Annotated in this window: 13 protein-coding genes; 4 read left to right on the forward strand and 9 right to left on the reverse strand. The window is 71.2% G+C overall.

Annotated features, from left to right (window positions below; genetic code table 11):
* Positions 1–87 precede the first annotated feature (87 nt).
* The 6 genes from ACZ62B_RS23775 to ACZ62B_RS23800 all read right to left on the reverse strand — a co-directional run bounded on the left by ACZ62B_RS23775 (position 88) and on the right by ACZ62B_RS23800 (position 6832).
* Entirely contained in the window at positions 88–1209 is a 1122-nt protein-coding gene (locus tag ACZ62B_RS23775; RefSeq protein ID WP_469691973.1) for a hypothetical protein, read from the reverse strand.
* Positions 1210–1281: 72 nt separating this feature from the next.
* Positions 1282–2298 carry an SCO2521 family protein gene (locus ACZ62B_RS23780; protein ID WP_469691974.1) on the reverse strand — a complete coding sequence of 339 codons (1017 nt, stop codon included), beginning with the start codon at positions 2296–2298 and terminating at the stop codon, positions 1282–1284.
* 1 nt (position 2299) lies between these two features.
* Positions 2300–3265, reverse strand: a complete 966-nt coding sequence (locus ACZ62B_RS23785; RefSeq protein WP_469691976.1) for an SCO2522 family protein — start codon at positions 3263–3265, stop codon at positions 2300–2302.
* Entirely contained in the window at positions 3262–4179 is a 918-nt protein-coding gene (locus ACZ62B_RS23790; RefSeq protein ID WP_344564503.1) for an SCO2523 family variant P-loop protein, read from the reverse strand. The genes ACZ62B_RS23785 and ACZ62B_RS23790 overlap by 4 nt, the downstream gene beginning before the upstream one ends.
* A 3-nt stretch (positions 4180–4182) precedes the next feature.
* The gene (locus ACZ62B_RS23795) at positions 4183–6024 is read right to left on the reverse strand and encodes an SCO2524 family protein (RefSeq protein ID WP_344564501.1); all 1842 of its coding nucleotides are present in this window, start codon (positions 6022–6024) and stop codon (positions 4183–4185) included.
* Positions 6025–6079: 55 nt separating this feature from the next.
* Positions 6080–6832 (reverse strand): SCO2525 family SAM-dependent methyltransferase, encoded by a 753-nt coding sequence (locus tag ACZ62B_RS23800; protein ID WP_344564499.1) that lies wholly within the window; start codon positions 6830–6832, stop codon positions 6080–6082.
* 343 nt (positions 6833–7175) lie between these two features.
* Between ACZ62B_RS23800 and ACZ62B_RS23805 the strand changes: the two genes are divergently transcribed.
* Positions 7176–7721 (forward strand): GNAT family N-acetyltransferase, encoded by a 546-nt coding sequence (locus ACZ62B_RS23805; RefSeq protein WP_469691979.1) that lies wholly within the window; start codon positions 7176–7178, stop codon positions 7719–7721.
* 42 nt (positions 7722–7763) lie between these two features.
* Here the strand turns inward: ACZ62B_RS23805 and ACZ62B_RS23810 are convergent, their stop codons facing one another.
* Positions 7764–8465 (reverse strand): TerB family tellurite resistance protein, encoded by a 702-nt coding sequence (locus ACZ62B_RS23810; protein ID WP_344564495.1) that lies wholly within the window; start codon positions 8463–8465, stop codon positions 7764–7766.
* A 185-nt stretch (positions 8466–8650) separates the two neighbouring features.
* On the reverse strand, positions 8651–10372 hold the full coding sequence (gene leuA / locus ACZ62B_RS23815) for a 2-isopropylmalate synthase (protein ID WP_344564493.1): 1722 nt from the start codon (positions 10370–10372) through the stop codon (positions 8651–8653).
* Between the two features lie 346 nt (positions 10373–10718).
* Here leuA and ACZ62B_RS23820 point away from each other — a divergent pair, with 346 nt between their 5' ends.
* Genes ACZ62B_RS23820 through ACZ62B_RS23830 form a run of 3 tightly spaced genes read left to right on the forward strand, consistent with a single transcriptional unit; the run spans position 10719 to position 13446 of the window.
* Positions 10719–11789 (forward strand): M4 family metallopeptidase, encoded by a 1071-nt coding sequence (locus ACZ62B_RS23820; protein WP_344564491.1) that lies wholly within the window; start codon positions 10719–10721, stop codon positions 11787–11789.
* Between the two features lie 21 nt (positions 11790–11810).
* The gene (locus ACZ62B_RS23825; protein WP_344564489.1) at positions 11811–12077 is read left to right on the forward strand and encodes a protealysin inhibitor emfourin; all 267 of its coding nucleotides are present in this window, start codon (positions 11811–11813) and stop codon (positions 12075–12077) included.
* Positions 12078–12135: 58 nt separating this feature from the next.
* Positions 12136–13446: a GH1 family beta-glucosidase gene (locus ACZ62B_RS23830; RefSeq protein ID WP_469691981.1), complete on the forward strand. Its 1311-nt coding sequence runs from the start codon at positions 12136–12138 to the stop codon at positions 13444–13446.
* Here ACZ62B_RS23830 and era read toward each other — a convergent pair whose 3' ends face one another.
* On the reverse strand, positions 13447–14400 hold the full coding sequence (gene era / locus ACZ62B_RS23835) for a GTPase Era (protein ID WP_344564485.1): 954 nt from the start codon (positions 14398–14400) through the stop codon (positions 13447–13449). It lies immediately after the preceding gene.
* Positions 14401–14552: the final 152 nt, after the last annotated feature.

Below are 14552 nucleotides of genomic sequence, written 5' to 3' on the forward strand. Positions count from 1 at the left end.
CCACGTCAGGCCCGAGGGCGAGTTGGCGGCTACTGCCCGGGGTGACGCGCGGACGCCGTTACTCCCCCGGGAGTAACCGCCCGGAGGCTACGCCCGGTCGACCATCCAGGTGCCGTCCTCCTCGTCGTCGACCCGTACCTCCAGTTCGCGGATGCTCATGCCCGCCTCCCACAGTTCCCGGAAGCGTTTCATCCGGTCCTGGACGTGGTCGCGTCGCGCGATGAGCCGGGTCCTGACGTTGACGTCGCGCAGGTCCTGCTCGATCTCGAAGGAGACCTCCTCGTCGTAGACGATGAAGTCGTCGGTGGTGCCGCGCTGGAGGTGCGGCGGCAGTTCGGGCAGCACCGCCACCCGGACCTCGATGCGCAGCGCCTGCTGCTCGTCGCACAGCCGCAGCAGCCGGTCGTCGAGTTCGCGCGCGCTCGCCAGCAGGAACAGCCGCCGTACCGGCACCCCGTGTTCCTCGATCGCCTCCCGCTGGGCGTCGAGGTAGCGGCTGGCGGGCTCGCTGTTCCAGAACTCGCGGTCGACGGAGGTGCTGATGGCGTCGACGGAGCGCTCCGCGGCGTGGGTGAGGCTGAGCATCCAGTCGTGGTTCTCGCCGTGGCACTCCACGCTCATGCTGGTCAGCGCCGCCATGTGGCCGACCACCCGCTGCATCTCCAGGCGGACGAAGGTGTAGAGGATCGGCGGTCCGGGGGCGAGGGCCTCGGCGAAGCGCTTGGCCAGTTCCGGTACGCCGTCGGTGCGGACGCGGTCGAGCGGCGGATAGGTCTCGGGGGGCGGGGCCTGCTGGGCGAGGCGGGTCTCGACGAGCTGCCGGATGTCCTCGGTGTGCCGGGCCAGGCCGGTCCGCAGGTCGTCGTCGTGCCGCTCGAGGCCGTCCCGCACGGTGGCGGCGGTCTCGGCGAGGACGCTCTGCGTCCGCAGGGCCTGTTCGACCTGTTCGTCGGGTTTTCGGCCCTGGGCGAAGAGGTGCTGGAGGGCCACCGTGGCGGCGGCGCAGAGCGCCGCGGCGGCCAACTGCCGGAGCGCTCCGCCCTCGGGGTCCAGCAGTGCGGCGACGCCCCAGACGACGAGGCCGACGGTGAGGCCGGTCAGGAGTCTGCGCGTCCACTCGGCCCGGTCGGGCGACTGCGCCCGGGAACCTGCGCCCGCGCCGGGCGGGTGTGCCGTCTCCTCGGGCTGGGGTGACTGTGCCGTGCTCATCTCGCTTCTCCCCCCGTTGGGATACGCGTCGGATCGGGGTGCGGGGATGTGCGTGGGGCCGAAACGGCGGGGTCAGGGGATCAACTCGGCCTCCCGGTGGGGAATCGCGTGCAGGGCGAGCTGGTCCCGGATGCGCTGCACCAGGGTGCGCCACTGCCGGGTGAAGCCGGGGCGGTCCTCCAGCTCCTCCCAGAGCGGGGCGAGTTCGTGCGCGACGCGGGCCCGTGGCATCCACAGGTGCAGCAGGTGGTCGACGGCGGGCCGCAGCGCCGTGACGACGGCGGGACGGTCCTCGCCGGCCCGGGACCGCGGCCGGGCGGGGGGTTCCGCGGTGCCCAGCCGGATGCCGTCCAGGATGCGGACGACGGTGGTGAGCAGCCAGTCGTGCAGGGCGAGGTCGTCGCAGAGCCCGGCGATGTCACCGGCGGGCGTGCCGGCGGGGACGCGGAGCCGTACGGTGCGCAGCTCGTCCTCGGCGAGGGTGAACCGCTCGATCGACGGCCCCTCGTCGCGTTCGGCGGGCAGGGCGACCCAGCGCAGCCGGGTGGGGCGGGACTTCAGGGGCGGGCGGTGGTCGAGCAGGGGGTGGCGCAGCAGGCGGGTGAGGAGTCCGTCGGCGATCAGCCCGACGTCGAGTTCGCCGTGCCGCCCGCCGTTCAGCAGGCCCCGGGCGACCGCCTCGTACGGCAGTTTCCCGAACGGCTCGACCGTCGCGGGCCGTACGAGGTAGTGGCCCCAGGGGCGCCGGTGGTCGGGGCCGGAGGCGGGGACGCGGAAGTAGGCGGAGCTCTGCAGGACGCGCCCCTCGGTGAGGGAGGCGCGGGCGGCGACGGTGCCGACGGCGCGGATCCTGGCGCCGTTGGCGCTGGGCAGGGGGCAGTCGACGCCGGTGAGGGTGTCCGGGGAGCGGCCGTAGAGGTTGGGGCGCTCGGAGAGCAGGACGCGTTCGTCGGCGCGCAGTCCGAGGAGCTGGGCGGCGGCGCGGCTGTCGAGGGCCTGCAGGGCGGGCAGCAGGCAGGTGCGGACCTCGCCGCAGGCGAGCACGACGGGCGGCTGCGTCTCCCCCGGCGTCATGTCCCCCGGCGCCATGTCACTGCCCCGCGTAGAAGACGTAGGAGACGCGGTCGGCCACCGAGTCGGGGACGGCCGCGTTCTCGCGGGCGGAGCGTTCGGCGGTCTGGGCCAGTGCTCCGGGGTCGACCTCGATCTGGTCGAGGATCACGCGGACGGCGTGCTCGACGGGTAAGAACCGGCTGGGCAGCACCGAGCAGGTCCGGTAGGCGGCGAACGGGTCCGCGCGGGGGTTGAGCCGCAGCAGCGGGGGCAGTTCGTCCCAGTCGTCGGGGAAGCCGGAGGCGGTGTGCGGCTGGGGGACGAGGACGGCCTCGCTCTCGTTGCGCAGCAGCCCGAGGCGGGCGAGCTGCCACACCGCGGCGAGGAAGGGGCAGGACCAGGTGCGGTGTCCGTCGGGACCGTCGTCCCAGAGTTCGACGTCGAGGAAGACGGAGTGGCGGCGGGCGGCGGTCTCCTTCGGCGGCTGCCAGGCGGCGGCCTTCTTCATGGCCTGCGGGGCGCGTGCGACGGGGCCGCGCTCGCCGTTGGCCAGCCAGCCGGTCTGCGTGGCCGGGGGACGCAGGCCGTAGCTGCCGGGCGGTGGCTCCTCGACGATCCGTCCGGCCACGGCCTCGGCGACGGGCACCTTGCCGGCGACGGCGCAGCCGGACTCGCGGGCCAGGTAGTCGACGACGAGCCCGGCCCGCTCGGCCTCCTGGAGCAGCATGGGGACGACTTCGGCGGGGGCGGAGAAGCGGGTGAAGTAGTCGTCGATCAGGAAGCAGGTGCTGATCCGGGGGCGTCTGCCACCGGTCGCGGCGGCGGCGGTGGCGCGGGCCGCCTCCGCCCAGGGGCGTACGCGTTCGAAGTGCCGCCGCAGGTGCCCGGGGCCGGCCTCGAAGTCCTCCATGTAGAGGTGGCCGAGTTCCAGGGAGAGGTGGGACAGGGGCACCGCCTGGGTGCGTGGTTCGGCGGCCGTCTCGCGGAACACCGCTTCCGTCATGGTCGCCCCCAGCAGTCGTCGTCGGTGAGCCGTCGCGCGATCTCCTCCAGCGCCTCCAGTGTCTCCTTGTTGGCGATCTGTGTGGAGAGGACGTCCTCTTCGGTGATGAGCTGTTCGCGCCACTGCAGGATGGGTTCCAGGGGTACGACGCCGAGCACCACGCTGTCGCCGATGCGGTGTTCCGCGGCGAGCCGGCGCAGCGTCTCGTCGCAGGCCTGCATCCAGGCGGCCTGGGCCGGCGAGCCCTGGGACCACAGGGGCGAGTCCGGATCGGGTACGGCGGCCCGGACGAAGCGGACGGCGCCCCGCAGCGCCTCCTCGTCGTGGCCGCGTTCGACGCCGCCCTTGATGATGCCGTGGTCCGTGTGGACGAGTCCGGCGGCGGCGATCACGTGCTGCCGGGTCCAGCGGTGGAAGACCAGCCAGCGGAAGGGGACGTAGCGCATCCGGGGGTGGGCGGTCGCGGCGAGGGCCATGTCGACGGCGTAGCTGCGGCCGGCGCTGAGGTCGACGACGATCAGGTCGAACTCGCCGTGCAGCCGCAGCAGGAGGTCGACGCACCGTTCGAGGGCGTCCTCGCCGATGGCGAACTCGCCGCCGCCGGCGTCACCGGGGAGCAGCACCAGGCGGCCGGCCTGGTTCGGGCGGGCGCGCAGTTGGGGGTGCTCGGTCTGCCGCCAGACGTCGATCCTGGCCGGTTCGGTGACCGTGCCCTCCAGGTAGGAGTGCAGGCCGCGTTCCTCGGTGCCGCGCATCGCGCCGGGTACGTCGAAGACGGCGGCGGCGGTGGGCGAGCCGAAGTCGAAGTCGACGTAGGCCACGTGGTCGCCGGCGAGGGCACGCTGGTAGGCCAGGTTGGCGCTGGTCACCGAACGGCCGGTGCCCCCTTTGTCGGAGGCGGCGAAGACGAGCACGGCTCACACCTCCTGGGCGGCGGCGTCCCGGGCCTGGGCCAGGGTGTCGAGTTCCTGGAGCACGGGCAGGGCCAGGGCGAACGCGGTCGCGGGCCGGTCGTCGACCAGGCTCCGGGCGTGGTCCAGGCGGCTTTCTATGCTCCGCATGGCCCGGCCCCGGCTTCCGTCGGGGCTCGCGGAGGCCTCCAGCTGTTCCTTGCCGAAGAGGTGGGTGGCCTCGCTGAGCAGGTCGCGGGCGAGCTGGGCGAGTTCGGGGCTGCGGATGGGCTGTTGTTCGTAGAGGTTGCGGGCGGCGACCAGGCACTCGGTGACGCGCTCGGTGATGCTCCAGGAGAGGCGCTCGCTGACGCGTGAGTCCGGGTAGACGGCCCCCGCGTGGTCCCAGAGACCGGCTCCCTCGCCGTCCTCGATCCGCCGGTTCCACAGGTGCTCGAACGCCTGCTCGCCCAGGCGGAGCAGCCGGTCCTGCGCGTCGATGTTCCGGGAGAGTTCCGCGAGCTGGACGATCCGCTTGAGGAGCTGGGCCGAGTAGTCGGTCATCCGCCACTGGAGCGGGGAGCCGGAGCGTTCGGAGCCGGCGAGCGGCATGGTGACGCCCGGGTTGTGCAGCTCGATGGCCGGGTCGTTCCTGGTCATGCGGCTGGTGACGCGGCCGCGGTCGGCGAGGCGCTCCATGATGGCGACGGTGCGGGTGAGGTCGTCGTCGGTGGCCTTCCGGCGGACCAGGTCGTGCACGAGGATGGCCGCGACGGTCAGGGAGAAGTACTCCGACTCCAGCCGCAGTCCGGTGGTCTGCCAGGGCAGGTCCTCCAGGGGCCAGCGCTCGCTGCCGAACCGGGCGATGGCCGACCAGTACTGCTGGCTGAGCTCCCAGCGCAGGCGTAACGCCTCGGCGAGTTTCTGCTGGTCGGCGTCGAGCAGTCCCAGGGTGAGGGTGCGGTCGGAGAACAGGTCCTGGATGCCGTCCAGGGCGATGACGGTGAAGTACACGTACGGCAGCCGGTCGGCGATGCCGTCGGGCTGGCCGGGGACCTGGACGCTCAGGTCGGTGATGGTCGGCGCGTCCTTGACCACGCCCCAGGCCCAGCCGCACTCGAAGAGCTGGCTCTCGTCGCGGATGGACTCGTCGACCTGGATGCCGCGGCTGAGGCTTTCGATGATCGTGGCGCGCAGCGGGCGGAAGCGGCGGGAGAACTGCTGGAGGGCGGCCCGGTCGGACTGTCTGTCCTGGCCGATGACCTGGATGAGCCGCTGTCCTTGTTCGGACTCGGCGTCGAAGACGTTGACGGTGAAGGAGCGCAGCAGGCTGATCATCGCGGCGGTCAGCCGGGTGTTGGTGGCCTCCCGCAGCTCGGCGAGGGCCTTGCGCACGTCGGGGCGGGTGGTGCTGGGCTCGTAGACCTTGAGGAATCCGAGCGTGGCCAGGCAGAGCGTGACGGACATGGAGTAGGAGTCGACCACGCCGAGCTGGTACTGCTCGTGGGTGAGTTTCTGCTGGGGTTCGGCCGGCCTGAAGTAGTGTCCGCCGGCGAAGGTGGGGCTGTCGTCGGGGCCGGTGTGGCTGCGCATGAACTGGGAGAGCGCGGTGATCAGGTTGGGCGGGATCTCCAGCCGGCTGCCGACCCCCTCCAGTGCGCGCAGCACGTCCCGTTCGGTGGTGTCGGGCTGGTCGAGGCGGAACGCGGGGACCTCGGTGGCGGGATAGAGCAGACAGAGCAGCCGCTCGGCGTCGGCGACGCTGCTCAGCCCGTCGGTGTCCTCCCAGACGAGCTTCCCGTCGTCGAACGAATGGCGGGCCATGGCCCGCCAGATGTCCAGCAGATGCTGCCGTGGCTTGATCTGCATCCCCGCACCCCTCGTACAGATCTCGTTGCCCTGTGTTCAGACATGGTCCCCGTTCCTACGGGGTGGCAATCGCCGAATTCCGCCGCCCCAGGGCGAGAATCATTCCCTCGTGACCCGGCCGCACCATGTGGTCCATGTCATGGATTTCCAGCTCGGCGGCGAAGGGTTCCAGGCTCTCCCTGATCCGGTCCGCGTTGACCCGGTAGGCGGGGTACTTGTGTGCGCCGACCTGGTATCCGAGGGATTCCTTCATGAACGCGGCGGCGAAGGGCGCGCCCTCGTTCAGCGCGTCCATGAAGCACTCCACTCCCCGCCGGAACTCGTCGGGGCACTCGGACATCGAGTCGGCGACGAAGAACATCGTGCCGATGTCCCAGCGCCGCTGTCCGTCGAGGTCCAGCAGGTTGGCGCGTTCCACCCGGACGATCTCGCCGAACCGGCTCCGCGGCTCGACGTCCCGGTAGGCGGGAGCCTCACCCAGTACGTCCCAGAACGCGTCCCACGCCGTGTCGTACCCCCCGCCGGACGCCTGTTTCTCCAGGTATTCGACATTCGGAGTCGCGTATTCCAGAAGGAGGACCTTCTCGCACCAGGGCAGCATGGAAAGGGCCGGATAGAGATTCGCGCCGGCGCCCACGTCGACTCCCCGGACCGATGCCGGAACACCCTGCGCGTAGCAGCGGCTGAAATAGTCGCGCATGAGCCGCACGATCAGCAGATCGACCTCGAGCGGGGTGCGGTAATTGAGGTCGACGTACACCTCCGGATCGAACTGCGACCATGGCGCGTCGGCGTTGCGATCCATCATCACCCTGCCAAGTTCCATTCAGTGTCGGACAAGACCGTGTGCCCGGCGCACGAGTCCCCAGTGGACGTCGGCGGACGAAAGAAGCGACTCCGGTGCTCGCACGGTAAGCCCGGTGGGCTCGCGGAGACAGCCGGGAACACGCCAGTCCTCCGCGACCGGGCGCACATCAGGCGCACGTCAGCACAGTCCTGTCACACATGAACTCGCCCTTGCGAGCGGCGAGTTGGACGCTCACTCTAGCCAGAAGCAGCCACCGGCCGCCACCGGGGTCCGCGTTCCCTCCTTCGTGTGAACGGCGGCCACGGCTGCCGTGTTGACGTCTCACGTCCCGACTGGGGGTGGCATGACCGCCGAACCGCTTGAGCGCGCCCTGGGCCACGAGAAGCGCCTCACCCGGCCGACACCTCCGCCGGAACCACCGCCCCCGCTGCTGCGGCCGGCACGGGAGTCCGACCTGCCCGAACTCCAGCGGCTCGACGAGGAGGTCTTCCAGGGCGTCGCCTATCCGGCGTTCCTGCTGCGGCAGCTCCACGACCTGTACGCCGGTCCCGCCGGCCATCTCCTCGTCCTCGACGACGGTGACGGCCGGCTGCGCGGCTACGTCCTGGCGGCCACCGCGGCGTTCCACCGGGACAGCTGGATACTCGGTCTGTGCGTGGCCGAGGACCGGCGCCGGCACGGGCTGGGCCGGGAGCTGATGGTGGAGGTCCTGGAGCGGCTGCGCCGGTGCGGGACCGAACGGGTCCGGCTGACCGTGGAGCCCGCCAACGACGCCGCGATCCTGCTCTACCGCTCCCTGGGCTTCCGTCCGGAGCCGCCCGACGGGGGAATGCGCCGGGACTACTTCGGTCCGGGCGAGGACCGCGAGGTGATGTGCCTCGTGCTGTGACGCCTCGTGCCGTGATGCGCCCCGTGCCGTCCCGGCGCCGCATCAGGACGGTGTGCGTGCCGCCGCCAGCAGGCGGGTCACGTCGTCCGAGCAGATGGTGAGGGCCGCGCCCACGGTGGCCAGGGCGTCGCGTTCGGCGGGGATGTAGGGGCCGTCGGCGAGGGCGATACGGGCGCCCTGGAGGAGGATCGACTCGCGGCCCGGCGCGGCGAGGTGCGGGGCCAGCGGGTCCAGGGCCTCGTGCAGCTCGATCGCCAGGCCCGCCGCGCAGGGCTCCCCGGTGAAGCGGCCGGTGTCCGCCTCCAGCGCCTCGACGAGCGCGGCGAGCTGCTCCTCCGTGCAGTCGTCGAAGCCGGCGGCGCGCACCCCGACCGCGGCCGTCTCCAGGGAGGCGCGCGAGCAGGTGCCGCCGGCGGCCAGCACCGCGAGGGCGACGGTGTGGACGGCGTCGCGGAGCATCGCGGAGAAGCGGGTGGTGGTGGGGTGGTCCAGGACGTCGGTGCCGAAGTGGCGGCGGCAGGCGGCGCATTCGACGACCGGCCCGGTCCCGCCGCGCGGCAGCACGGGCACGCCGAGCAGGGCGAAGCGGCGGTGTCCGGTCAGCCGCTGGTAGTTCCGGTCGCCGCCGCAGCCGGGGCAGAAGAACTCCCCGTCACCGACGGCCGTCCACGCGGTGCGGGTGCCCAGCAGGCGCGACAGTCTGGTGGCAGCGGCACGGCCGTTGGGTCCCCGTCCTGGCAGCACGTCGCACCTCCATAACCGCCACAGCGTCGTCGCCGCGCTTGCGTGATGTTAGCCACATCAAGGAGGCGGAGTCAGTACCCAGGACGAGACCTTTCCGTGACCATCACAGATATATGGCCGGTATATGACGGGGCCCCGCCCGCCGATCTCCGGCGAGCGGGGCCTCAAACCGCCGATTCGGCTGGTCAGCGCGATGCGCGGTTGACGGCCGAGACGACCGCCTTCAGCGAGGCCCGCGTGGTGTTCGCGTCGATTCCGATGCCCCACAGCACCTTGTCGCCGATCGCGCACTCGATGTACGAGGCGGCCTGCGCGGAGGCACCCTCGCTCATCGTGTGCTCCTGGTAGTCCAGCAGCCGTACGTCGATGCCGACGCCCTGCAGCGCGTGGAAGAACGCCGAGATCGGGCCGTTGCCGCTGCCGACCAGGGTGGTCTCCGTGCCGTCGACCGTGGCCTCGACGGTGAGGGTGTCCACGCCGTCGCGGTCGGTGGTGGTCTGGCCGTTGGCGACCTGGATTCGGCCCCAGGGATTCTCCGGGTTGGGCAGGTACTCGTCCTGGAAGACGTCCCAGATGGCGGTCGGCGTGATCTCGCCGCCCTCGGCGTCCGTCTTCGCCTGGATGATCTTCGAGAACTCGATCTGCATCCGGCGCGGCAGGTCCAGCTTGTGGTCGTTCTTCAGGACGTACGCGATGCCGCCCTTGCCGGACTGCGAGTTGACGCGGATGACGGCCTCGTAGGAGCGGCCGACGTCCTTGGGGTCGATCGGCAGGTACGGGACCGCCCACTCGATGTCGTCGACGGTGACGCCCTTGGCCTTCGCGTCGGCCTCCATGGCGTCGAAGCCCTTCTTGATGGCGTCCTGGTGGGAGCCGGAGAAGGACGTGTAGACCAGGTCGCCCACGTACGGGTGGCGCGGGTGGACCTCCATCTGGTTGCAGTACTCCCAGGTGCGGCGGATCTCGTCGATGTCGGAGAAGTCGATCCGCGGGTCGACGCCCTGGGAGAACAGGTTCATGCCCAGGGTGACCAGGTCGACGTTGCCGGTGCGCTCGCCCTGCCCGAACAGGCAGCCCTCGACGCGGTCGGCGCCGGCCATCAGCGCCAGCTCGGCCGCCGCCACCGCCGTACCGCGGTCGTTGTGCGGGTGGACCGACAGGCAGACGTGCTCGCGGCGGGACAGCTTGCGGCCCATCCACTCGAAGCGGTCGGCGTGCGTGGACGGGGTGGAGCGCTCGACGGTGGCGGGCAGGTTGAGGATGATCTCGCGGCCCGGGCCGGGCTGGTAGACGTCCATCACCGCCTCGCAGACCTCCAGCGCGAAGTCCAGCTCGGTGTCGGTGAAGATCTCCGGGCTGTACTGGTAGCCGAACTCCGTCTCGTCGCCCAGCAGCTTCTCGGCGTACTCCATGACCAGGCGGGTGCCGTCGACGGCGATCTGCTTGATGTCGTCCTTGGAGCCGCGGAAGACCACGCGGCGGAAGACGGGGGCGGTGGCGTTGTACAGGTGGACGGTGGCCCGCTTGGCACCCTTCAGGGACTCCACCGTGCGCTCGATCAGGTCCTCGCGGGCCTGGGTCAGTACGGAGATGGTGACGTCGTCCGGGATGGCGCCGGGCTCCTCGATGATGGAGCGGACGAAGTCGTAGTCGGTCTGGCCGGAGGCCGGGAAGCCGACCTCGATCTCCTTGTAGCCCATCTTGACCAGCAGGTCGAACATGGCGCGCTTGCGGGCGGGCGACATGGGGTCGATCAGGGCCTGGTTGCCGTCGCGCAGGTCGGTGGAGAGCCAGCGGGGGGCGGTGGTGATCCGCTTGTCCGGCCAGGTGCGGTCGGGGATGTCGACCTGCTCGTAGCGGCCGTACTTGTGGATCGGCATGGGGCTGGGCTGCTGGCGGTTCGCCATGATGCGGGGCTCCTCGGTGTGTCCTGAAGGACGGCCGACGGCGCAGCGCCGAACTCCGCGGGGAGGGGGTCGGCCTCTACTGCAGACCCTCACCGCGGCAGCTAAGGAGAAGCAGCCCGAAACGCATGATGCGGAGCATGCTAGCCGAGCTTTCCCTGACGCGGGCCGCATGTATCAGTATGCGGGATCACCACACCCGAAAGGGGAGCGGGGAACTGCGCGATCCGCCACAAACCACCCGCCCGGATAACACACGGCTACCCCCACAGTGGCTGAATAACGGCATTTCACCCAATCAAGGTTGCCTCTAGTGACAGTCGACCAACACAGTGTCATCGTGCCGGACATGACCAAGAACGGGGGCTTCGAGCCCGTCTTCTGCACGATCATCCCGCCGCACGTCCTCGACCGGCTCGCGCAGTCCGACGACCCCGCGCTCTCCGGGCGCGCGCGCCGCACCATCCAGCGCGACGCCCACGAGCGCACCCGGCGCCACCTCACCACGGTCGCCGGCGCCCCGGCCGTCGCCCTGCTCGCCGAGGCCGAGCCCGGCAAGCCGCAGCGCACCGTGTACGACGCCCGGCACGGCACCGACCTGCCGGGGACGAAGGTGCGCGGCGAGGGCGACGAACCCGGCCAGGACGCCACCGTCAACCGCGCCTACGCCGGGCTCGGCGCCACGTTCGAGCTGCTGCTGAAGGCGTACGCCCGCGACTCCATCGACGGCGACGGGCTGCCGATGGACGCGACCGTGCACTACGACGAGGAGTACAACAACGCCTTCTGGAACGGCGAGCAGATGGTGTTCGGCGACGGCGACGGCGAGATCTTCCTCGACTTCACCATCCCCGTCGACGTCATCGGCCACGAACTCGCCCACGGCGTCACGCAGTACACCGCGAACCTGACCTACTTCGGCCAGCCGGGCGCGCTCAACGAGTCGGTGTCGGACGTCTTCGGCGCGCTCATCAAGCAGTACACGCTCGGCCAGAGTGCCGACGAGGCCGACTGGCTGATCGGGGCCGGGCTGCTCGCCCCGCGCGTCACGGGCAAGGCGCTGCGCTCCATGAAGGAGCCGGGCACGGCGTACGACGACGACGTCCTCGGCAAGGACCCGCAGCCCGCGACGATGGACGACTACGTCCGCACCGGCCGGGACAACGGCGGGGTGCACATCAACTCGGGCATCCCGAACCACGCCTTCTACCTGGCGGCCACCACCCTCGGCGGGCACGCCTGGGAGCGGGCGGGGCAGGTCTGGTACGACGTGCTGACCGGCGGGGAGCTGGAGCAGGACGCGAAGTTCACGGACTTCGCGACGCTGACGGTGAAGGCGGCGCGCGCCCGGTACGGGGAGGGCGAGGAGCTCCAGGCGGTGTCGAAGGCCTGGGAGCGGGTGGGGGTGCGGACGCTGTAGTTCCGTACTAGACACGGACCCATGCGTATTCAGGTGCGGCGTACGGGCGGGTTCGCGGGGATCGAGCGGCGGGCCGAGGTGGACACCTCGGGCCGGGCCGACGCCCACGAGTGGCACGCCCTGGCCGAGCGGGTCATGGCTACCGGCCGGGGCACGCCTCCGGCCGGGGTGCCGGACGGCTTCGGCTACCGGATCACGGTGGACGGGAGGTCGGTGTACTGCGCGGACCCCCGGCTGACGGACGAGCAGCGGGAGCTGATCAGGAGGGTGCTGAAGGAAGGTGCGTAACTCGCTCGCGCGCCAGGGGCGTTGACGTGGACCGGCTCGGGTGCGGATGATCCGGGCCATGGCGACGACGAACCCGATCCCCCGTTTCCCGGCCGGCTTCCTGTGGGGCGTGTCGACCTCGGCGCACCAGATCGAGGGGGCGGCGGACACGCGGGAGCCGTCCGTGTGGGACGTGTTCTCGGCCGAGCCGGGGCGGGTGCGGGACGGCTCGACGGCGGCGGTGGCCTGCGACCACGTCCACCGCCATCGCGAGGACGTGGCGCTGCTGGCCGGCCTGGGCGTGGACGCGTACCGCTTCTCGGTCTCCTGGCCGAGGACGCGGGCACGGGGTGGCCTGGACTTCTACGACCGGCTGGTCGACGAGCTGTGCGCGGCGGGCGTACGGCCGGTGCCGACGCTGTTCCACTGGGACCTGCCTGCCGATCTCGACTGGCTGGAGCGCGGTACGGCGGAGCGGTTCGCGGAGTACGTGGCGGAGGTCGCCGGGCGGCTGGGCGACCGGGTGACGAAGTGGATCACCCTCAACGAGCCCGCCGAGCACACCCTGCTGGGCCACGCGCTGGGCGTGCACGCCCCCGGCCGGAAGCTGCTGTTCGACGCGCTTCCGGTGGCCCACCACCAGCTCCTCGCGCACGGGCTCGCGGTACGGGCGCTGCGGGCGGCGGGGGCGGACGACATCGGCATCGCGAACTCCCACGGCCCGACCTGGCCCGCCTCGAAGGACGAGGCGGACGCGGCGGCGGCCGACTTCTACGACCTCCTGCTGAACCGCCTCTTCGCCGACCCGCTGCTGCTCGGCCGCTACCCGGAGGGCATCGGCGAGCTGATGCCGGGCGACGTCGAGGCGGACCTGAAGGTCATCGCGGAGCCGCTGGACTGGTACGGGATCAACTACTACGCGCCGACGGGCGTGGGCGCCCCGCAGGGCACGGAGACCGACTTCGGCGGGGTCCGGATGCCGGCCGAACTCCCCTTCTCGGTACGGGAGATCGAGGGGTACCCGGTGACGGACTTCGGCTGGCCGGTGGTCCCGGAGGCCCTGACGGAACTCCTCACCGCCTTCCGCGCCCGGTACGGCGACCGCCTCCCGCCGGTGGTCGTCACCGAGAACGGCTGCGCGTACGACGGCCTGGACGACCGGGACCGCATCACCTACCTCGACGGCCACATCCGCGCGCTGCACCGGGCGGTGGAGGCGGGCGTGGACGTCCGCGGCTACTTCGTGTGGTCCCTGATGGACAACTTCGAGTGGGCGGAGGGCTACGCCCGCCGCTTCGGCCTGGTCCACGTCGACTTCGACACGCTGGAACGGACCCCGAAGGCGTCGTACGCCTGGTTCAGGGAACTGCTGCGCGAGCAGCACCGGTGATCAGAAGCCCAGGCGCCGCAACTGCTTCGGATCGCGCTGCCAGTCCTTGGCGACCTTCACGTGCAGGTCCAGGAACACCGGGGTGCCGAGGAGTGCCTCGATCTGTTTGCGGGACTTGATGCCGACGTCCTTCAGGCGCTTGCCCTTGGGGCCGATGACGATGCCCTTCTGGCTGGGGCGCTCGATGAAGAGGTTGGCGTGGATGTCGAGGAGGGGCTTGTCGGCGGGGCGGTCCTCGCGCGGGAGCATCTCCTCGACGACCACGGCGATGGAGTGCGGGAGCTCGTCGCGAACGCCCTCCAGGGCCGCCTCGCGGATCAGCTCCGCGACCATGACCTGCTCGGGTTCGTCGGTGAGGTCGCCCTCGGGGTAGAGGGCGGGGCCCTCCGGCATCAGGGGGATCAGGAGGTCGGCCAGCAGGTCGACCTGCTTGTTCGCGGTCGCCGACACCGGGACGATCTCGGCCCAGGTGATGCCCAGCTCCTGGCCGAGCTGGTCGACGGCGATCAGCTGCTCGGCCAGCGCCTTGCCGTCCACCAGGTCGGTCTTGGTGACGATCGCGATCTTCGGGGTCTTCTTGATCCCGGCCAGTTCCTTGGCGATGAAGCGGTCGCCGGGGCCGATCTTCTGGTCGGCGGGGATGCAGAAGCCGATCGCGTCGACCTCGGCCCAGGTGGTGCGGACCACGTCGTTCAGCCGCTCGCCGAGCAGGGTGCGCGGCTTGTGCAGTCCGGGGGTGTCCACCAGGATGAGCTGCGCGTCCTCGCGGTGCACGATTCCGCGCACGGTGTGCCGGGTGGTCTGCGGCCGGTTCGAGGTGATCGCCACCTTCTGCCCGACCAGAGCGTTCGTGAGGGTGGACTTGCCCGCGTTGGGACGGCCCACGAAGCAGGCGAAGCCGGCCCGGTGGACAGCTTCGGCGGGCTGCTCGGATGACTGGGTACGAACACTCATGCCGCCCATTGTCCCTGATCCGGGAGACCTCGCCGTACCACCGTCCCGGGGGGGGGGGGGGGGGGGGGGGGAGGGGGGGGGGGGGGGGGGGGGGGGGGGGGGGGGGGGGGGGTGGGGGGGGGGGGGGGGGAGAGGTATAATGGGTTTTCCCG

This window comes from Streptomyces sp. NPDC053426 (assembly GCF_055585405.1).

Excerpts from the sequence above, each read along its gene's own strand:
- ACZ62B_RS23800 (WP_344564499.1), bottom strand. The coding sequence starts at position 6,832 with ATGATGGATCGCAACGCCGACGCGCCATGGTCGCAGTTCGATCCGGAG.
- era (WP_344564485.1), bottom strand. The coding sequence starts at position 14,400 with ATGAGTGTTCGTACCCAGTCATCCGAGCAGCCCGCCGAAGCTGTCCAC.
- ACZ62B_RS23780 (WP_469691974.1), bottom strand. The coding sequence starts at position 2,298 with ATGGCGCCGGGGGACATGACGCCGGGGGAGACGCAGCCGCCCGTCGTG.
- ACZ62B_RS23775 (WP_469691973.1), bottom strand. The coding sequence starts at position 1,209 with ATGAGCACGGCACAGTCACCCCAGCCCGAGGAGACGGCACACCCGCCC.
- ACZ62B_RS23830 (WP_469691981.1), top strand. The coding sequence starts at position 12,136 with ATGGCGACGACGAACCCGATCCCCCGTTTCCCGGCCGGCTTCCTGTGG.
- ACZ62B_RS23795 (WP_344564501.1), bottom strand. The coding sequence starts at position 6,024 with ATGCAGATCAAGCCACGGCAGCATCTGCTGGACATCTGGCGGGCCATG.
- ACZ62B_RS23785 (WP_469691976.1), bottom strand. The coding sequence starts at position 3,265 with ATGACGGAAGCGGTGTTCCGCGAGACGGCCGCCGAACCACGCACCCAG.
- leuA (WP_344564493.1), bottom strand. The coding sequence starts at position 10,372 with ATGGCGAACCGCCAGCAGCCCAGCCCCATGCCGATCCACAAGTACGGC.
- ACZ62B_RS23805 (WP_469691979.1), top strand. The coding sequence starts at position 7,176 with ATGACCGCCGAACCGCTTGAGCGCGCCCTGGGCCACGAGAAGCGCCTC.
- ACZ62B_RS23825 (WP_344564489.1), top strand. The coding sequence starts at position 11,811 with ATGCGTATTCAGGTGCGGCGTACGGGCGGGTTCGCGGGGATCGAGCGG.
- ACZ62B_RS23820 (WP_344564491.1), top strand. The coding sequence starts at position 10,719 with ATGACCAAGAACGGGGGCTTCGAGCCCGTCTTCTGCACGATCATCCCG.